The sequence below is a fragment of the Marininema mesophilum genome (assembly GCF_900106775.1).
GTDB lineage: Bacteria > Bacillota > Bacilli > Thermoactinomycetales > DSM-45169 > Marininema > Marininema mesophilum.
On record NZ_FNNQ01000002.1, the window covers coordinates 22366 to 41655 of the forward strand.

Genomic DNA, 19290 nt, shown 5'->3' on the forward strand with positions numbered 1-19290 from the left:
GGTGGGAGAGGAATGAAAGCATAGGATCACGAATGAATGTTGGAGTGTGGAAATGGCTAATGAGGTTTGAAAATATCGCCTTTATTAAAAAGGGGAGGATGAAGGTTATGGAGATGAAGGCCGAACAATTGATTACAAAGCTGACCGCTCAAATTCGTGATGTAGAGAAGCAGATGGCTGAAGCATGGTGGCTCGTTGCTACTACAGGAGAGAAAAAGCACAAACATACCTATGCAAAGCACTTAACACATTTAAAAGAGATCCTTTCGGATCCAGATACATACCGAGAATTAGGAGAAATGAAGGGAAGAGAGATAAGCGATCCTCTATTGGCCCGCCAGCTCGAAATATTATCTCTTCAGTTTATGGGTAATCAAGCATCAAAAGAGGATATTGCGGAAATTGTCCGATTGGAAACGGAGATAGAGAGTGACTTCATCAACTTTCGAGCCGGTGATCAAGAAAGAAAGGTATCCGATAATGAATTGAGAGAACTGTATCGCACAGAGCGGGATACCTATAGACGGAAGGAGATATGGAAGGCGAGTAAACAAGTGGGACAAGTGGTAGCCGAGAAGATTCTGGAGCTTGTACGAAAAAGAAACGAAATCGCTCGTAAACAAGGTCTACGTGATTACTATCAGATGTCTCTACAACGTCAGGAAATTGATGAAACGGAACTCTTTGATTTATTAGCAGATCTAAAACAACAAACCGATCAGCCATTTTCTGAGTGCAAAAAAGAATTGGATCAAATAATTGCGGATCGATATGTCTATCTACGGCCAGAGGGACTTAGACCTTGGCATTATGAGGATCCTTTTTTTCAAGAGGCACCCGTTGTTTTCGATGTCGATCTGGATGGAATGTTTGCTGATAAAAAGTTAGAGGAGATAGCAGAGCGCACTTTTCAAGGAATCGGCTTTGATGTAAAGGATATTTATAAGAGAAGTGATCTCTATGAAAGGGATGGAAAATCTCAGCATGCATTTTGTATTGATGTCGATCGTGAAGGGGATACCCGTATCCTATGTAATTTACGTCCTGATACGTATTGGATGAGCGTACTCCTCCATGAGTTGGGTCATGCTGTATTTGATACCTGCCATGATTCTGAGTTACCTTACCTGTTACGTAAGCCAGCACACGATTCAAGTACAGAGGCCGTCGCTATTCTGATGGAATCCTTAAGCCAAAACCCGATGTGGTTGTCTCGAAGGGTTGGTGTGGATGCAACTACCTTCGATAAGATCACAGAACCTCTTGCTAAACAGACAAAGCTAAGCATGCTGATTTTTGTACGGTGGTGCTTGGTAATGATTCACTTTGAACGGGCGTTATATGCAGACCCTGAGCAGGACTTAAATCGACTGTGGTGGGACTTTGTAGAAGAATTTCAATTTCTACCTCGTCCAGAAGGACGAAATGAACCTGATTGGGCTGCAAAGATCCATCTAGGTACATCACCCGTTTATTATCAGAACTACCTCCTTGGAAAATTGACCGCTTCCCAAATTCTTGCGGCGATGGAAAGGGAATTTCCGACGAAGGAACATCCATTGGTTGATAATGAGGACGCTGGCTACTTTCTTCGCGAGTGTATATTTCGGCCAGGTGCGCGTTATCGCTGGAATGAATTATTGGAGCGGGCCACTGGGGAGAAGCTCTCTGCTCGCCACTTTGTTGCTCAATTTGTAGAGGACAGTCCTGAAAGTAAGGCTGAGACAGAAGAAGAGGCTAGTAAAAAGTAATGGGGAGTAAAACAGGAATCGTTGGTTAATTTAAAAAAACTGACCCGAATGGATTGATGGCCGGGGGTCAGTTTTTTGGTTTAGGTGATAAAATTATTCTTGTTCCGTTGAATCGGACTTGGTATTTGCGGGTTGTAGTTCTTGACAAGAACGACTGACTTGTTGGAAGTGATCGCGGATTTGCTGTTTACTCCAACCCTTATCCGTGTACAAAAGGAGATGATCTAACCATAAAGGATACCAAGGCAGTCCCATGACTTCCTGGGTAAATGAATGAGCCGCAATTTCACGTAACCGAGTAAGTCGTTCACGGATCTCGATGGGTCCCCATTTCTTTTTTACTACACGGGGTAAACGGCCGTCGGTTCTTCCCAGACGTGTGTTTTCTAGGTGGTGGAACCATTCATGAAAAAGATGGAGTGCGATGAGATCCTCCTCTTTTACATTAAAGCCTTCTTTTTTAAAAAAACTTTCCAATTGTTCTAATGATGCACGATAGATTTCAATGACGGCAGGTTTGGTTCGATACTGCGCACGCACCCAACCATCATGATCTTTTTTTCGCCGGAGGAAGGTCACACGAACTCCCGTATGTATGACACGATCCATCCAGTAGGCAAGGTTCCCATTGTAGGAGTAACTTGTTGCAGCAATTTTTCCAAAGGCTAAGGCTCCATTGAGGCATTCCGGAATTTTGTGCACGGGAAGATGAGAAAACATGTCATCTTGTTCCAGTTCAGTATAGGCCAGTTCAAAGGGAGTTAGCCTTGGCCATTTCTGTTCCAGAGGAGTTTCGCACAAGCTATTGGATGGCTGTGTGACTTTTTCCGGTGGGATAATCGATGTTTTCTTTCCCATGTCCTCCCCTCCCTGAGTACGAATCATATCGGGTTGTTTCCTAGGCTATGATTCAATCAGCTTGGCTCATTCTCTCCATTTGAAATAAAAAATTTATGGATTAAAACAAACCTACTTAGAGCAAGTTACGGATGAAAAGGAGGGAGCGGATTGTATCTACATGGGATCCCCTTTGTACATTTAAAGCGACATTATCCGGAGATTACTCCACAAAAAGAAACTGCCCGCAGAAGTCCATCCCACCTGGCGGATACACACCATCTTAAAGAATGTCTTGGCTTTGTGCCTGTTCATTTGCTACGTACATCCAAGAAGTATCCACTGGATACCTGTTTAAAGGAATGTCTTCGCTATGGAGATACAGTCATGGCATTCTCAGGTATTCCCACTACCTGCGTACAGCTAAGCCTCCATGAGTGGGGAGTAGACAGGTTGATGCTGAGAAAAGCCGTCTGGATTCTTACCCTACGGCCCTCTGCATTAAGGTGGTTAAAAGTCCACTTTCCATCGACTCCCTTGATTCTTACAGGATGGGATCGGGATGAGAAACGAAGACACCGTAGGCTAGGATTCCCCCTTAAGTAGAGAATCCTTCACTTCCTGAGGAAGTAATGCATAGGATACGGAAGTCGCAGATGTTTTAAGTAGCAGTGATGGACTCCTGCCTAAATTCATTTACGAAGGCACCACAAAATAAGCCCGTTCATACAATAACCTGACTGAGTCCCTTACCCTCGTGTTCCAAGAGTCCGAGCAAGGAGGGGTGGCGCAATTGAGCAACCAGAAAGGGAAGCCCTTGTTAACAAACAGGGAAAGGGAAGTATTCGAGCTATTAGTGCAGGACAAAACGACAAAAGAGATCGCCCAACAGCTCTTCATCAGTGAAAAGACCGTCCGGAATCATATTTCGAACGTGATGTGTACCCTCTCAGGAATGCTCTCCTTGTATCTAACTTGACCATCATTTCTTTAGACGTTGCCTACCATTTGGTTTCCTTTTCTTCTGGACATGCCCCTTTTTATCTTTACTTCTAGGAACTTATTTTATATATAATAATAGGTTTTTTACTTTTTTATTTATAATTTACATATATTCACATCCCCTTAATATGGAAAGTTGTTGTTTTGTATTGCATTATTAATATTGCGAGATTATTATATACCCAGAGGAGAGTGAACGGATTGAAACGAAATCTCTGGGTATTTTTTTTGCTTTTAACCGTTAGTATTAGCTGTATTTGGATATGGAATGCCACTTCAGCTTCGGAGGCTGAAAAAACGGCTACTAAACCAACAAAGAAAGTAGAGAAAAAGAAGAAGGAGAAGAAGAGAGATACTTCTAAGTCTGCAGATATTCAGGATCGAGATCAACAAGATAAGGATAAAAAGAAACAGTCAGAAAAAGGTTCAATGGATAAGGATAAGCTCCAACCAAACGACCCTGATCGCAGTAAGAAATCCAGTAAAAAAGAACCAATAACCCCCGCTGTTATCTATCAAGGGCCAAAAAATATTAAACAGATAGCTCTTACCTTTGATGATGGTCCAGATGGAACATACACGCCGGAAATTTTGGATATTCTTCGCAAAAAGAGGGTGTACGCTACTTTTTTTGTGATTGGTAAAGAAGTGCGGAAACATCCAAAAGTGGCGAAAAAAATAGTCAAGGAGAATCATGTGATCGCCAGTCACACGTGGGATCATCCTTTCTTGCCTAAACTTTCCAATGAGCGTATTAATGGAGAGCTCGACCGAAACTATCGAGAAGTATATAAGTATACAGGCAAGAAGATGTCGCTTTTGCGCCCCCCCTATGGAGCGACGAAGGGAATTGAAAAGAAGCTGGCCCAAAAGGGTTATCGTATCATCAACTGGAATGTGGATTCTCGAGATTGGACGCGGCCGTCTCCTTCTATGATCCAACAAACCGTCCTCAATGGGGGGAAAGCTGGAAGTATTATTTTGCTTCATTCAGGAGGGGGAGATCGTTCCCGTACCGTTGCTGCTTTACCAGGACTGATCGATAAATTGAGACAACAAGGGTACCAGTTTACGACAGTAGATCGTCTTATCGGAATTTCTCCCTATCGGAACTAAGTGAATATTTCAATAAGAAGTATCATTTTTAAAATAGACGAATATAAAAAGGAACCAACTTGTATACAAATTGGTTCCTTTTTATATTCTTAGTTATTGATATTGATTTGAAGTGGATGAAGTGAAAAGAGTTAATGTGGCTGGTACCAGGTAGAATAGAGTGCATTCTTTAGAGCATTAAATTGAGCAGGGACAGAATGATAGCCTGTGGCGTAAAAGCCATGTTTAGGATCATATTTAGCGTAGAAATCGATGCTTTTTTGAATGCGATTATATGCGATGCTGTTTTTCTTTACTTGAGAATAGTACCGCATCTTGGGAATTGTTTTTCCAGAGAGCCGATCCGTATAGATAGAGAGAAAGAAGCGAACTTGGTTAGCAGGTATCTTTTTCGTGCGGATCAAATGCTCTAAAGCTTTACCCATGGCGGCATGATCGGGGTGAATATCATAAGAAGACATTGTACGAAAATCAGCATCGGGAAATTTAGATATATATTTCTTTATTAATGCTTTTACTTGAGAAGGAGCAAAGTGGCCATTAGGAATCGCGTAGGTTTGCACGTGGCTACGGTGAATACCTAGGGCTTTTGCCACCCGGTAAAAATCCTTGACCCGAGCATTGCCAAACTCTTCGTGTGATAGGGTACCGTCAGCAAAATGCTCTTTCGTAGGAGAATGGACTCGCCAATGCCATTTGCAGAAAACCGGTTGTCCGATTTGATCCTTTTGAAAGGATTGACGATCATAGGTCCCATTCAGTACCTCTCGAGCGATGGACTCTTCCCCTTTAGAGAAAAGGATGAGGTAAATAGGTCGTCCTTGTTGCATTTCGTTTTGCATGTCTGGGCTATACGTAAGGACTTCGTCATCAGCATGGGGAACGAAATAGATTACGGGTCGGTGTGAAGGTTTCTTTGAAATAGTGGTGTTTGGTTGACTATGGACGTATAGGAACTCCCAATCAGTTAGTTCATAGGCTATGATGAGGATAAGGGTGAGGAAAAGAATTGTTCTTACTTTCATAGAATATTGTCACGTTCTTTCTTTGTCGAAATCTAAAATCTGAGAATAATAGTATAGGAAAGAAACGGATACGTCTACACCTTTTTATGCCTTAATAGTAATATTTAACCATCTGTAAACACGAAACAATGGCCTATCCAGTCTCACGCAAGTCAGTATGCCTTCTTTCGTTGAGCTAAAGCAAGCTTTATCGAACGTTCTGAGTATCCTATGCAAGTAAAGGGAATGGCGTATCAAACTCAGGTACTGTCCTGTCAAAGAGACAAAAGAAAAGACTGTTATCCATCAAAGGATAACAGTCTTTTCTTTTGTGTATCAAACCGCCTTTTTCAGCATTTCGATCAGTGACTTCAGGTGGGCTAGATTTCGGTTTTTCGTCTGGTACGCCAGATACAGGTCGTTATGAACTGTATAGGATGGATAGATAACCTTTACCTTGTTTCTAGACAAGTGGTCATCCAGCATGAAAGTGGGTAGCAGGCTGATGCCTGCGCCTTGCTCGATGGCAGTCAACACGCTGTGCAAATCGGGCACGACGTGTGTAGGATGCGTTTGAGGGCGCTTCTGGAAATGCTCGCGCCAAAAACGGCGGATGATCGGCAAATCAAAGTCGTAGCTAATCCAGGGCTGGCAGCATAACCAAGCTTCCAAGACATCCAGCTCGTCAAATGTCGGCTCGCTGTAATCGGGAGGTGTCACTAATGCAAATTCCTCCTGCATATAGGGGATATATTCTATGCCAGGCGTGGAAATCTTTTGCGACATGACGATGATGTCTACCTTTTCCTCTACTAGCAAATCGAGTAACTTGGAAGCGACACCCATATAAGCGAAAATTCGCATCTGGTAGCTGCCGATATGCGGAGCCAGTTTTTCCCTAAAAAACTCTTTTGCTGCTCCGATCCGAATTGCAGGCAAAGATGTAGCCGCGTTCGACTTGAGGTTTTGTGTGGTTTCTTCCAATGCTTCGATGAGAGGAACTACCTGTGTATAAAGCGCTTTGCCCCTCTCGGTAGGAATCATTTTTCGGGGAGCTCGTGTAAACAAAAGTTCACCTACCTCCGCTTCCAGAGAAGCCAAGTGCTGACTCATAGCTGGCTGGGTCATCATCCTCGTTCTGGCAGCCTCGGATACGGAGCTTTGCTTGAAGATGCTGATAAAGCTTCTGTACCACTCAAAGTCCACCATGTTCGCTATCCTTTCTTAATTAAGACGTTTTCTTTGTTGCTGCATTGCCCATATCGTAAATAAAACACCGATGATGGTCACGAGCGCAGCAGTCCAAGTTACGGTAGGGAGCCCACCTCCAATTTTCAAATCGATGGTGAGGCCTCCGACATAGGCACCAATCGCATTTCCCAGGTTGAAGGCTGCGATGTTAAGTGTTGAGGCCAGCGTAGGGGCTTCCTTTGCTGTGTTCAGCACATGGACCTGCAGACCAGGGACGGTACCAAAAGCTGCGATTCCAAATAAGAATACAGTTATCAGAGTGAGGATCTTATATTGATCCGTAAAGCTGAACACGGCGAGAATAACCGTTAAAAAGATAAGGATTCCTAGTAAGGAAGGAAGCAATTTGCGGTCTGCCAATTTTCCTCCGTAAACATTCCCGATAGTAATCCCCACGCCGAACAAGACGAGAATCCAAGGTACCGCATTAGAAGCGAAGCCGGTGATTTCCACCAGGATTGGAGAAATGTACGTAAAAGCGGTGAATACGCCGCCATATCCGAATACAGTCATCATAAGCGCAACAAGAACGGTCGGCCGTTTTACCACGGCGAGCTCCTGACGGAGTTTGTTTGTTTGGTTGGCGACTTTTGGGACGAGGAAGATTAGCCCAAGCAGAGCAATGATTCCAATTACAGCGATCGTCCCGAAAGTAGAGCGCCAGCCGTACGCCTGTCCTAAAAAGGTTCCAAAGGGTACCCCCAAAATATTGGCTAGTGTCAGCCCGATGAACATGATGGCGATGGCACCCGCGCGTTTCTCCTTAGGAACCAGACCTGCGGCAATGACCGAGCCAACTCCGAAGAACGATCCGTGGGTGAGAGCGGCTACGATGCGAGCCAGCATCAAAACGGAATAATTTGGTGCGACAGCAGCAAGCGCATTTCCTGCGATAAAAAGAATCATCAGAAACAGCAAAAGCGCCTTGCGTGGCATTTTGTTGGTAGCCAGCGTGATGATGGGAGCACTGATAGCGACGCCCAGTGCATAGCCGGTAATGAGGAATCCAGCCATCGGGGTGGAGACGTTTAGATCCGATGCCACCTCACGGAGTAGCCCCATAATGACGAATTCTGTCATCCCGATAGCAAATGCCCCGAGTGTCAGAGAATATAAGGCGAGAGTGGAGCTTCTTTGGTTCTGCCCAGAATGTTGAGCAATGCTTTCTGTTGACATAATGATATGGCCTCCTTTTTAAGATAAAGTGATAGGTTGTTTTAATCTTCTAATTGACTTAATACCGCTTCTGCTACAACGACGGTGGATTGAGGATTTTGTCCGGTAATCAGGTTTCCGTCGATCTCTACATGTGAGCTCCAATTGGGTGCTGCGACAAAGATGGCACCCAGATCACGGAGTTTGCTCTCTAGATGGAAGGGCATATAGGGCTCTACACCTGCCTCTAGTTCTTCCCTATCCGTGAAAGTATTCACGCGTTTGCCTGCGACCAGAGGCTGGCCGTTTGACAATGTCGCACCGACGAGACCGGCAGGACCATGGCAAACAGCGGAGACGATTTTTCCTGCTTCATAAAAATCTCGAAGCAATTGTTGAAGCCCTTCGCTTTTTGGTAGGTCAAACATCGTACCATGACCGCCCGGCAGGAAAATGGCATCGAATCCGTCTACTGTCACATCATCAACGTGTTTGGTGTTTTCCAGAAGCTTGGCAGCGTTCAAAAAGTCTTGCGGGGTTTGTTCATCTACGCTGCCTGGGTCAACCGGACTAACTCCCCCTGCTGTGCTTGCTACGGTGACTTCATAGCCTTTACTTTTGAAGGCCAGATAAGACTCTGCGAACTCCGACAGCCAGACTCCTGTCTTTTTGTCTTCCAAATTCGTCTTTGTGTCTTTCATATCCGCATGGCTGGTTACAACCATTAAGATTTTTTTAGTCATATATTATTGCCTCCTGTTTAGGGGGATTTGGGTTACAGTAGCTATTTTAAGTCTGGGCCATACATAAAACAAATTGTGTTTTATGTATGCATCCATAAATAAATTTATGGACTAAAAATATAAAAACCCCACCCTACGTATAATCCCCTTTCCACTCCCTTTCCGTCGCGTTTTCTCCACTGGATCATGACCGTATATACTTGGCGCTATCGTCTGATCGTGCTTAACAGGACGCTATGATTCACCATTCCTTGTTCCAGTAGGGTGTGTAAATGGGATGTTCTTATCCGCTACGCTTGTCTTTACAGAACAGATTATTTTCAGAAAATGGATTAGACCTTCTTCATTCGTGTGAAAAATATTTCCTTTTTAATAAGATAGAAAACCAATAAATGGACATTGACAATTAAAATATAACATTATAATGTTATAACAAGAGAATAAAGGAGAGGTTCCTAGACATTATTTTGAGAGCGCTTTCATCTCATCATCCTTTTGCACTTCTTATTCATGTTCAAGATTGAATTAAATGAATGTATATCATTAATGAAGATAATGCAATATAAAAGTCAACATATAAGAAGGAAGGGGGGTGATTTGATGAAAGAACGATTTATATTAAGTAATGTAAAGCGTGTGAATGAAGATCAAATAGATATCGTAGTTGAAGACGGTAAAATTATTGAGGTAACGCAGGCTGGTAGTAAAGATGAAGGATTACTATTGGACTGTTCAGGTATATACGTATCCAGTGGTTGGATTGATTTACACGTTCATGCTTTTCCGGAATTTAGCCCTTATGGAGATGAAATAGACGAAATAGGAGTAAAAACCGGTGTAACAACCATTGTGGATGCTGGAAGTTGTGGAGCAGATCGAATCGCCGATTTAGTTAAGAGTAAAGAGCAGGCCAAGACCAATCTATATGCGTTTTTAAATGTTTCAAGAATTGGGTTAAAAAGAGTCGATGAATTATCTAAAATTGAATGGATAGATAAAAAGAAAGTAAAACAAGCTGTTAATCAGTTTAAAGATCTTATTGTTGGATTAAAGGTACGTATGAGTAAAAGTGTTGTTCGCGATAAAGGTATTGAACCATTGCGTATTGCACGAACACTATCTGATGAAACATCGCTACCATTAATGGTTCACATAGGTTCTGCCCCGCCAAGTATTGAAGAAATTATTCCGCTTTTAGAGAAGGGTGATGTGATCACCCATTATCTCAATGGAAAGGAAAATAATCTCTTTGATAATGAAGAGAACTTACTTCAAGTAGTAATCGAGGCTATCGAACGAGGAGTGCATTTAGATGTTGGTCATGGGACTGCAAGCTTTTCATTTAAAGTGGCTGAGTTAGCAAAAAAATCTCAAATTGATGATTTAAATACAATAAGCACAGACATATATCGTAGTAACCGATTGAACGGTCCGGTTTATAGCATGTCAAATGTACTGTCCAAATTTCTCTATCTAGGATACTCGCTTGAGGAAGTGATCGAGGCAGTTACAACCAAAGCAGCAAACTGGCTTAAAAAGCCGGAACTCGGTCGAATACAGGTTGGAGATATCGCTAATTTAACATTATTTGATGTTCATCATGAGCCAGTTACATTGATTGACTCTGAAGGGGACAAACGCATAGGGAAAAGAAGAATAGCAGCAAAGGGAGTAGTTGTGAATGGAACGTACATTGAATGCTAAATATGGCTTAAAACGAGTAATTAATGCTAGTGGTCGAATGAGCATCTTAGGAGTATCAGCACCAACGGATACAGTGATGGATGCTATGAAACAAGGTGGACAAAACTATGTTGAAATGGCTGATTTAGTTGATAAGGCAGGAGATTATATTGCTAATAGTCTAGGATCAGAAGCAGCTGTGGTTGTTAACTCAGCTTCAAGCGGCATTGCTCTTTCTATTGCTGCCCTTGTTACACAAGGAAATCGTCGTAAAAGCGAGCGCCTTCATCAAGAACCTATTTCAAAAAATGAAGTTATTATGATGAAAGGTCATAACGTACAATACGGGGCACCCGTTGAAACGATGGTTTATTTAGGTGGTGGAAAGCTTGTTGAAGTGGGCTATGCAAATGAGGGCAAAGCAGCTCATATAGAAGAGGCTATCTCAGAAAATACAGCTGCTATTCTTTATGTGAAATCGCATCACGCTGTGCAAAAGAATATGATTTCTGTTGAAGAAGCGTGGGAAGTTGCACAGCAGAACAACATTCCATTCATTGTGGATGCTGCGGCAGAAGAAGATCTTCAAAAGTACGTAAAATACTCAGATCTTGCCATTTATAGTGGTTCAAAAGCAATTGCAGGGCCTACTTCTGGAATCGTTGCAGGTAAAAGCAACTATATCGAATCGTTAAAAGTTCAATTACATTGCATTGGAAGAAGTATGAAAGTAGGCAAGGAAACAACCTTTGGATTACTCCAAGCCCTTGATGAGTATCAAGAAAAAGAAGATAAAAGTGAACAAGAAAAAGAAAGTTTACAAACACTACTTTCGTTAAATGGGATGGAAGGTATTCATGTAACTATTGTACAAGATGAAGCAGGCCGATCGATTTTCCGTGCTCGAATTCAAATTATTCCAGATCAGGCCAATAAAACCGCTGAAGATGTTGTAAAAGAGTTACGGGAAGCTGAAATTGCAATCTATACACGAGATTATGGGATAAAACAAGGGTATTTTGATATCGACCCAAGACCTTTGAAAGGTGACGATATCCATGTAATTGAGTCGAGATTACGTGAAATTGTGGGGAGGGAATAAGAAATGTCAAATATAACAAAACGATTTTATAAAGAACGAGTTGCGTTAAATGTGTTAGCGAATAGTATTGAAAATGCCAAAGAAGTATTTGAAGCTGCAGAAGGATATGTACTAATCGGTGTGTTATCGAAAGACTATTCTACTGTCGAAGAAGCAGTAATAGCAATGAAAGGGTACGGAAAGGAAATAGATGAAGCAGTATCCATTGGTTTGGGAGCTGGAGATAACCGTCAGGCAGCTGTAGTAGCAGAAATTGCAAAGGTTTATGCAGGTAGCCATATCAATCAAGTATTTCCTGCTGTTGGAGCGACACGCGCTAATCTGGGTGAAAAGGATAGCTGGATTAATAGTTTAGTGTCTCCGACTGGAAAAGTTGGATATGTAAATATTTCTACTGGTCCAGTTAGTGCTGCCCAAGATGAACACGCTATCGTACCTATAAAAACGGCAATTGCATTGGTACGTGATATGGGAGGGAACGCATTAAAATACTTCCCAATGAAAGGACTGAGTAGAGTCGATGAATTTCGTGCCGTTGCCCAAGCATGTGGCGAAGAAGGGTTTGCATTAGAACCAACGGGTGGTATCGACAAAGAAAATTTTGAAGCAATCCTACTTAGTGCCCTAGAAGCAAATGTGCCACGAATCATCCCACATGTCTATTCATCGATCATTGATAAAGAAACCGGAAAGACAAATAGAGATGATGTACATGAGTTGTTTGTATCAATGAAGAAGTTAGTTGATCAACATGGCTAAGAATATTGCAGCATTTGGAGAAGTAATCATGCGTTTACAAGTGCCAGGACATGAACTATTATCTCAATCTAGTACATTAAACTATACCTTCTCAGGATCAGGAGTAAATGTTGTTTCGGCACTAGCTAGATATGGTCATACAGGGTATCTTGTGTCTAAATTGCCATCTAATGCACTGGGAGATGCTGCGCTATCATTTCTTTGGAAGCTAGGTATTACACATTCATTAATAACTCGAGGGGGTGAGTACATTGGAATGTATTTTTTAGAAAATGGATTTGGGGTACGATCCAGTCGCGTTACCTATTCCAATCGCTCTGAAAGTAGCTTTAATACGGCTTCTGAAGATACCTATGACTTTAAAGAAATAGCAAAGCAAATAGACACTATTCATTTTTGTGGAACTACATTAGCCATGAACGATTCTGTTCGTACCCAGATGAAAATTTTTGCTAAAGAGGTAAAAGAACGCGGAGGTACGGTCGTATTTGACTGTAACTATCGTCCATCACTTTGGGGAGATAATGGATATGTAAAAGCAAAATCACATTATGAAGAAATGCTTCATTTGGCTGATATTGTCATGATGAATGAAAAAGATGCGATGTTCATATTGAACATGCAAACAGAGAAGAAAGAGCGTACAGAACAACTGATGGAGCTGATTCCAACGGTCGCAAAAAAATTCGATATTTCTGGGATAGCAGGGACGCATCGCTCTATCAATGATACTAATATACATTCATTACGAGCATTTATCTTTAAAAATCAGAGGTTCACTTTTTCTAAAACGCTTACTTTTCCTGTTTATGACCGGGTAGGTGCAGGTGATGCTTATTCTAGTGGCATTATATATGGTGAGCTAGCAGGCTTTACTCCAGAAAAAACCGTCCTTTTCGCTGCCACAGCAGGCATGCTAGCCCATACAACGGTTGGAGATACTCCAATGTCTTCGAAAGAGGATGTACTTCGAGCTATGACAGAAGCAGTGAACGATATAGAAAGGTAGGTGATGGATTAGTGATAGGGAATTTATCTAGAAAAAAAGGACCGTTATATTTACAAATAAAGAGCATCTTGAAGGATAGGATTTTACACGGTATATATCCTATTGGAAATAATATACCTTCGGAATCCCAATTGGAAGTTGAATTTCATGTGAGTAAAATTACTGTTCGAAATGCAATTAAAGAACTTGTGAAAGATGGCTATCTGAAGACAAAGAGCGGCAAAGGAACAAAAGTAATTCGAAACAAGTCCATTTCAAAACTACCAAAGGGTAAACGCTTTACAGAGGTATTGGTTGAATACGGATACAAAATCCGTAAACAATTGGTAGGGGCAGAAGTGATTTTTAACCAAGAAAGTACAGAAGAATATCAATTATTCGGGGATCAATGTTTTCAAATTGAGCGTCTGTATTATCTAGATGATGTGCCTTACATTTATTTTAAACATTATCTAACGATAAAACTTATGAATATTGATTTATCAGATTTGAGTACTCAATCCTTGTATGATTTGATAGAAGAACAGGGTTTTTATTTAGATAATTTCCGAGATCAATTTACTGTTACGATTGCTCCTTCTCTTGTAGAAAAGAAACTATGCTTAAACAAGGGAACGCATTTATTAAAACGATTACGCTGCTCCTATAACGAAATGGGAGATGTAATTGAGTATAGTAAAGGGTATTACAATACGGAAATACAAGACTATGTTGTCAAATATGACACTTAAAACTTAATAAGAACTAATTAGAGGCATCTTGTAAGCGGTTACTTTTTGAGAGAAGGTGGAACCTATGGGGACAGATATCTATCTATTGGTAATAACATTGTTAGCAATTGTGATTGTCATTTTAGGAGTATCATGGTGGAAATGGCATGCATTTATTAGCTTGGCAGTGGCAAGCATGTTCTTAGCCATTATGTCAGGACTATCGATGGATAAAATCGTTGACGCCTATGAAACTGGAGTAGGAAGCGTTTTAGGCCATCTAGTTGGCATTCTAGCTTTAGGTACAATTTTAGGAAAATTGATGTCAGATTCTGGTGCTGGTAAGCAAGTGGCAGATTACTTTATTAGATTTTTTGGCGTTAAGAAATTACCATGGGCTATGTTGTTCTCAGGGTTTATTATTGGCATTCCTGTATTTTTTGAAGTGGGTATTGTCATCTTATTACCTTTAGTTATTTTAATCTATAAGAGAACACAGCAAAATATATTACTTATTGGATTACCAGTGATTGCTGGGTTATCCATTGTACATGGAATTGTACCACCCCATCCAGGCGCGATGACTGCGATAGGGATTTATGATGCTAATATAGGAAAAGTCCTTCTCTATTCATTGATCATTGCATTACCAGCAGCTATTATTGCAGGGCCAGTATTTGCAAAATGGGTCCATAAACGGGTAGTTCCTAAAGGGGAGCCGGAATTAATTCGTGTTAATACAGTGTCAGAAAAACTACCGGGAACAGGAATTTCATTTTTTATTATCTTATTACCTGTTATCTTAATAATATTATCAGTGGTCGTACCACATATGTCCTTGCCTAGTGGTTTAACAAAATTCCTTGTATTTATCGGTAATCCTGTGATTGCCCTTCTCATTTCCTGTTTTGCAGCATTTTATCTACTTGGAGTTCGGCAAGGCATGAATAAAAATATCATTAAAAAGATAACAGAAGAAAGCTTACTGCCAGTTGGATCCATTATTTTAATTATTGGTGCTGGTGGCGGCTTCAAACAAATTCTCATTGATAGTGGTGTAGGTGCATCAATTGCTCAAATGTCTGAGAACCTATCTCTTTCTCCAATGGTCCTAGCATTTATGGTAGCCGGATTGATACGAATTGCAACAGGATCGGCAACCGTAGCATTAACAACAGCAGCAGGCATTGTATCGCCAATTATTGAGAATATGTCTGGTGTAAACGTGGAATTATTAGTGATTGCAACCGGTGCAGGTTCACTTATGTTTTCACATGTAAATGATGCAGGTTTCTGGTTAGTAAAAGAATATCTAGGATTAACAGTAAAAGAAACTTTTAAGACCTGGACGATATTAGAAACATTACTTTCGTTTATCGCTTTCGGAGGAGCTTTGCTATTCGATATCTTTGTTTAAAAATAAAACCCTTTCTACATGGGTTCATAGAGAGAGAATAATCGATAAACAGTGGAAGTGGGTACAATATATCCAATAGGTAGTTACGGGGAGGGAATTAAATGGGGGAAGCTTGTATTATCGGTGTTGATATTGGAACGACAAGTACAAAAGCAGTGTTGTATAAAAAAAATGGTCAGTTAATGGAGAGCCACAAGGTTAAATATCCACTAGAAACACCAGTTGTTGGTGCGGTAGAACAAGATCCAGAAAAAATTTATAACGCTGTTGTTGAGGTTATCCAAAGCGTTGTAAAAAAAAGTAAAGTAGCATCAAGAGACATTCTTACTGTTTCATTTAGTTCAGCAATGCATAGTGTTATTGCTGTAGATGGTGAAGGTCAGGCAATTACAAAATCCATCACATGGGCAGATAGTAGAAGTGAAAAATGGATAGAAAAAATTAAAAAGGATTGGAATGGGCATGAAATATATCTACGTACAGGCACACCCATTCATCCTATGACCCCTCTCTCGAAACTTATATGGATGAGGTATGAACACCCTGATATCTTTGCTAAGAGCACCATGTTTATATCTATTAAAGAATATATATTTTACCGCTTTTTCGGGGAATATATAGTCGATTATTCTATTGCATCAGGAACAGGTATGTTCCATCTAAAGAATTTAACTTGGGACGAGGAGGCTCTCCGTGTTGCCGGGGTCTCTACAGAACAACTTTCAAAGCCAGTATCTACTACTTATCAAGTAGAGGGGTTAAATGAAGAAATTGCAAGTCAGTTAGGACTCTTACCTTCCACGCCTTTTGTGATCGGTGCAAGTGATGGTATGCTATCGAATCTTGGTGTTGGTGCGATAGAGCCAGGAGTAATTGCTGCTACGATAGGCACAAGTGGAGCGATTCGTACCGTGGTAGATCGTCCTATAGTTGATCCAAAAGGAAGGATATTCTGCTACGCTTTAACAGAGGATCACTGGGTTATAGGTGGTGCGTCTAATAATGGTGGCATAGCCCTCCAATGGGCGCTTGATCAATTTGGACAAGAAGAGGAGCAAGGAAAACAAAATAGTTCCGATGCATTTGATTTATTCGCTGAAACGGCTGCTAAGGCAACTTCTGGTTCGAGAGGCCTTCTTTTCTTCCCTTATCTTACAGGCGAACGCGCTCCTTTGTGGAATGCCGATGCAAGAGGTTCATATGTAGGATTAAGTATTCAACATAGACGCGAACATATTATACGTGCAACATTTGAGGGAATTTTATTAAATTTATATTCAATAGTAGAAGTATTGGAAGACATAACCGGAGAAACAAGTGTTATTTATGCAACTGGTGGCTTTTCACGTTCCCCATTTTGGCGTCAAATGATGGCGGATATTTTTGACAAGGATGTATTCATACCAGAGAATTACGAGAGTTCGTGTCTAGGAGCTATGGTACTTGGTTTGTATAGTTTCGAGGAAATAAATAGTCTCTCAGCTGTGTCCACAATGATTGGCAATAACCACCATCATCAACCAAATAAAGAGGAAGTGGCCCATTACAATGAATTGAAGCGGATTTATTCACGTATAGCACAGAACATTACTAAAGAATACGAGGAGTTAGCAAGCCTTCAGAAAAAGTGGACTTGAAATTATGGGATATCATTATTGCGGAGATGGATGTAACCAAGGCGTTGGTCGATGAATTTTTTTCCATAATGAAGAGCACTCGGAAATGTCCGGGTGTTCTTTTTTGTGTTGTCCTGCTGTCCCACCATCATAGCCTTGGAAGTGAGGTGATCATCATGAGAAAGGCAATTCAAAAGGAGTACCAATTGAGGATTGTTAGGGAAACGTTTGGTAATAAGGAAATTAAAGATGCATTTAAAAAAGCACTTGAACCCTACTTTCTATCCAATGATGACCTCGAGATAGAAACTAAACACTCTAAGGTTGCCGTCCAATAAATGGACGGCAACTTTTATAAATGAATGAAAGGAGCGTTACATGAGTATTAAATATGCGGTTTATGTAAGGGTATCTACTGATAGGGAAGAGCAAATATCTTCTGTTGGCAATCAGATTGATATTTGTAGAAACTGGCTCGAAAGAAATGGCTATGATTGGGATGAGAATCAGGTGTTTAAGGATGAAGGTATTAGCGGAACTCTTTTTTTGGAGAGACCTTCTATTCAATTGATATTGAAAAAAGCAAAAGGAAAAGAAATCAATATGGTGGTGTTTAAATCCATCAGTCGCTTGGCTAGAGACCTGAAGGATTCTCTAGAGATTAGAGAGGTATTTATTTCTCATAATGTAAGGATTATTTCTGTCGAGGAAGGCTATGACTCTCATAAGGTGGGTAAAAATGACATGGCCTTTGAACTGTGGTCTTTATTTTCGGCTCAGTATAGTCGAACTCTTTCTTCTGGGGTATCAGCAGCATTGGCGGCTAAAGTTAGACGAGGAGAGCATATTGGAAAAACTCCCTATGGATATGTCAAAGAAGATGGCTTTCTCAAAATTAAAGAAGAAGAGGCGAAGGTAGTCAGGCGAATCTTCGACTGGTACAACCAAGGCTGGGGTTATAAACGAATTATGAAAGAATTAAATTTAAAGAGAATCAAGCCAAAGGAAATTAATAAATGGCAGATTACTTCTGTGCAACGTTTGATCAGAAACCCCTTATATTGCGGAGATTTTATTTTTAATCAGTACACAGTGATAAAAGTGAATGGTCGCCGAAAACAAATTAAAAATCCGCGTGAGAAATGGATGTACTATAAAGACCATCATGTTCCCATCGTTTCTAAAGAAGTTTGGAAGCGTGCTAACAATGTCAAGGTTAAAAGAACAACCTTTACGCCATGGAATGAATTTCGAGGGATTATGAAGTGCAAAATTTGTGGGTCAAATATGATTATCAATCGCTCAGTAAGGAAGAGAAAAGATGGCTTTAAAACGAACTGGGATTACCTAAAGTGTAGCAAATTTCGCCGTAGTGGAGAGTATGGATGTGTGAATCATGCACCGATTTTGTATGAGGATTTTAGAACAATCGTTGTAGAGACACTGCTCACAAAGGGAGAATCAGTATCCATCTATTTTCAAGACAATTTACAAAAAAAGAGGACGTCAGAATTAAATCAACTGGTAGCAAGCAAAGAACAGTGGCTGAGCAGGAAAGACAAATTGCTCGATCTGTATTTAGATCAGTTGATCAATAAGGATGAGTTTGAAGAGAGACGCAGAGAAATTGAAAAGGATATTCTCATGATAGAGGATAAAGTTTTTCATTTGAAGAAAAACAAAGGGTTAAAAACAGATATTGATTCGATCCGAGAGGCTTTTAAACAGTTGAACGATCATGAGCAAGATCTATATAAAGCGTTTAACTCGTTGATTGATGAAATTCGTATCCACCCGGATAAAGCGATCGAGGTCGACTATACCTTTGCAGATCCTAAAAATGCTTGAGAGCATTCCTGAAAGGGTACACATCACAAACGTGATGCAAAAACTGAACGTGAGGGGACGGTCTCAAGCCGTGGTTGAATTAGTGAGACTAGGAGATCTGAAAATCTGAAACATTGAAACACCCCTGTAGATACCCTACCCATCGCGTAGGGTTTCTTTGCATTTTCAGAGGGAGGTGTGGATCGAAACTTGTATCCTATCCATTGATCGTTTAACATAAAGGTTAGATTCGCTAGACGCATGGCTTGAGAGTATGGGGTCATGCGTTTAGCTGGGGACTTTCTAGA

The 19290-nt window shown here is 40.9% G+C and carries 17 protein-coding genes and 1 pseudogene; 13 read left to right on the plus strand and 5 right to left on the minus strand.

The features are described 5' to 3' along the window. Positions 1–107 precede the first annotated feature (107 nt). Positions 108–1751 (plus strand): M2 family metallopeptidase, encoded by a 1644-nt coding sequence (locus BLV90_RS02200; protein ID WP_177167855.1) that lies wholly within the window; start codon positions 108–110, stop codon positions 1749–1751. A gap of 93 nt (positions 1752–1844) precedes the next feature. On the opposite strand, the gene BLV90_RS02205 is transcribed toward BLV90_RS02200, so the two are convergent. After that, the gene (locus tag BLV90_RS02205) at positions 1845–2609 is read right to left on the minus strand and encodes a hypothetical protein (RefSeq protein WP_091735519.1); all 765 of its coding nucleotides are present in this window, start codon (positions 2607–2609) and stop codon (positions 1845–1847) included. A 150-nt stretch (positions 2610–2759) separates the two neighbouring features. Between BLV90_RS02205 and BLV90_RS02210 the strand changes: the two genes are divergently transcribed. The 3 genes from BLV90_RS02210 to BLV90_RS02220 all read left to right on the plus strand — a co-directional run bounded on the left by BLV90_RS02210 (position 2760) and on the right by BLV90_RS02220 (position 4706). Then, positions 2760–3194, plus strand: a complete 435-nt coding sequence (locus BLV90_RS02210) for a hypothetical protein (RefSeq protein ID WP_091735522.1) — start codon at positions 2760–2762, stop codon at positions 3192–3194. A 187-nt stretch (positions 3195–3381) separates the two neighbouring features. Beyond that, on the plus strand, positions 3382–3567 hold the full coding sequence (locus BLV90_RS02215) for a helix-turn-helix domain-containing protein (protein WP_091735526.1): 186 nt from the start codon (positions 3382–3384) through the stop codon (positions 3565–3567). Between the two features lie 224 nt (positions 3568–3791). Further along, the gene (locus BLV90_RS02220; protein ID WP_091735530.1) at positions 3792–4706 is read left to right on the plus strand and encodes a polysaccharide deacetylase family protein; all 915 of its coding nucleotides are present in this window, start codon (positions 3792–3794) and stop codon (positions 4704–4706) included. Between the two features lie 131 nt (positions 4707–4837). Here BLV90_RS02220 and BLV90_RS02225 read toward each other — a convergent pair whose 3' ends face one another. From BLV90_RS02225 to BLV90_RS02240, 4 genes are all read right to left on the minus strand, one after another. Further along, complete coding sequence (locus tag BLV90_RS02225) at positions 4838–5731, minus strand: PIG-L family deacetylase (RefSeq protein ID WP_091735533.1); 894 nt, start codon at positions 5729–5731, stop codon at positions 4838–4840. Positions 5732–6046: 315 nt separating this feature from the next. After that, positions 6047–6919: a LysR family transcriptional regulator gene (locus tag BLV90_RS02230; protein WP_091735537.1), complete on the minus strand. Its 873-nt coding sequence runs from the start codon at positions 6917–6919 to the stop codon at positions 6047–6049. Between the two features lie 15 nt (positions 6920–6934). Beyond that, on the minus strand, positions 6935–8137 hold the full coding sequence (locus tag BLV90_RS02235; RefSeq protein ID WP_091735540.1) for an MFS transporter: 1203 nt from the start codon (positions 8135–8137) through the stop codon (positions 6935–6937). Between the two features lie 41 nt (positions 8138–8178). Next, positions 8179–8859, minus strand: a complete 681-nt coding sequence (locus tag BLV90_RS02240; RefSeq protein WP_091735543.1) for a type 1 glutamine amidotransferase domain-containing protein — start codon at positions 8857–8859, stop codon at positions 8179–8181. A 600-nt stretch (positions 8860–9459) separates the two neighbouring features. Here BLV90_RS02240 and BLV90_RS02245 point away from each other — a divergent pair. From BLV90_RS02245 to BLV90_RS16465, 9 genes and pseudogenes are all read left to right on the plus strand, one after another. Then, complete coding sequence (locus tag BLV90_RS02245) at positions 9460–10563, plus strand: amidohydrolase/deacetylase family metallohydrolase (protein WP_091735546.1); 1104 nt, start codon at positions 9460–9462, stop codon at positions 10561–10563. Next, a complete protein-coding gene (locus BLV90_RS02250) occupies positions 10541–11644 on the plus strand; it encodes a DgaE family pyridoxal phosphate-dependent ammonia lyase (protein ID WP_091735549.1) in 1104 nt (367 codons plus the stop codon). The genes BLV90_RS02245 and BLV90_RS02250 overlap by 23 nt, the downstream gene beginning before the upstream one ends. Before the next feature lie 3 nt (positions 11645–11647). Further along, positions 11648–12403: a 2-dehydro-3-deoxy-phosphogluconate aldolase gene (dagF, locus tag BLV90_RS02255; RefSeq protein WP_091735553.1), complete on the plus strand. Its 756-nt coding sequence runs from the start codon at positions 11648–11650 to the stop codon at positions 12401–12403. Next, the gene (locus BLV90_RS02260; RefSeq protein WP_091735556.1) at positions 12396–13412 is read left to right on the plus strand and encodes a sugar kinase; all 1017 of its coding nucleotides are present in this window, start codon (positions 12396–12398) and stop codon (positions 13410–13412) included. Before dagF ends, BLV90_RS02260 begins: the two co-directional genes overlap by 8 nt. An 11-nt stretch (positions 13413–13423) precedes the next feature. Beyond that, on the plus strand, positions 13424–14143 hold the full coding sequence (locus BLV90_RS02265; RefSeq protein ID WP_177167856.1) for a GntR family transcriptional regulator: 720 nt from the start codon (positions 13424–13426) through the stop codon (positions 14141–14143). A 64-nt stretch (positions 14144–14207) separates the two neighbouring features. Beyond that, positions 14208–15539, plus strand: coding sequence for a GntT/GntP/DsdX family permease (locus BLV90_RS02270; protein WP_091735559.1), 1332 nt, complete (start codon positions 14208–14210; stop codon positions 15537–15539). 101 nt (positions 15540–15640) lie between these two features. Further along, positions 15641–17176: a gluconokinase gene (gene gntK, locus BLV90_RS02275; RefSeq protein ID WP_091735562.1), complete on the plus strand. Its 1536-nt coding sequence runs from the start codon at positions 15641–15643 to the stop codon at positions 17174–17176. Between the two features lie 357 nt (positions 17177–17533). Then, positions 17534–19003 (plus strand): recombinase family protein, encoded by a 1470-nt coding sequence (locus BLV90_RS02285; RefSeq protein ID WP_091735568.1) that lies wholly within the window; start codon positions 17534–17536, stop codon positions 19001–19003. A 13-nt stretch (positions 19004–19016) separates the two neighbouring features. Next, positions 19017–19112 (plus strand): annotated as a pseudogene (locus BLV90_RS16465) (LuxR C-terminal-related transcriptional regulator); the annotation flags it as partial. Positions 19113–19290 lie beyond the last annotated feature (178 nt).

Bases quoted from the DNA above. Each gene is read 5' to 3' on its own strand.
- BLV90_RS02200 (WP_177167855.1), top strand. From the start codon at position 108: ATGGAGATGAAGGCCGAACAATTGATTACAAAGCTGACCGCTCAAATT.
- BLV90_RS02205 (WP_091735519.1), bottom strand. From the start codon at position 2,609: ATGGGAAAGAAAACATCGATTATCCCACCGGAAAAAGTCACACAGCCA.
- BLV90_RS02225 (WP_091735533.1), bottom strand. From the start codon at position 5,731: ATGAAAGTAAGAACAATTCTTTTCCTCACCCTTATCCTCATCATAGCC.
- BLV90_RS02230 (WP_091735537.1), bottom strand. From the start codon at position 6,919: ATGGTGGACTTTGAGTGGTACAGAAGCTTTATCAGCATCTTCAAGCAA.
- BLV90_RS02235 (WP_091735540.1), bottom strand. From the start codon at position 8,137: ATGTCAACAGAAAGCATTGCTCAACATTCTGGGCAGAACCAAAGAAGC.
- BLV90_RS02240 (WP_091735543.1), bottom strand. From the start codon at position 8,859: ATGACTAAAAAAATCTTAATGGTTGTAACCAGCCATGCGGATATGAAA.
- BLV90_RS02245 (WP_091735546.1), top strand. From the start codon at position 9,460: ATGAAAGAACGATTTATATTAAGTAATGTAAAGCGTGTGAATGAAGAT.
- BLV90_RS02250 (WP_091735549.1), top strand. From the start codon at position 10,541: ATGGAACGTACATTGAATGCTAAATATGGCTTAAAACGAGTAATTAAT.
- dagF (WP_091735553.1), top strand. From the start codon at position 11,648: ATGTCAAATATAACAAAACGATTTTATAAAGAACGAGTTGCGTTAAAT.
- BLV90_RS02260 (WP_091735556.1), top strand. From the start codon at position 12,396: ATGGCTAAGAATATTGCAGCATTTGGAGAAGTAATCATGCGTTTACAA.
- BLV90_RS02270 (WP_091735559.1), top strand. From the start codon at position 14,208: ATGGGGACAGATATCTATCTATTGGTAATAACATTGTTAGCAATTGTG.
- gntK (WP_091735562.1), top strand. From the start codon at position 15,641: ATGGGGGAAGCTTGTATTATCGGTGTTGATATTGGAACGACAAGTACA.
- BLV90_RS02285 (WP_091735568.1), top strand. From the start codon at position 17,534: ATGAGTATTAAATATGCGGTTTATGTAAGGGTATCTACTGATAGGGAA.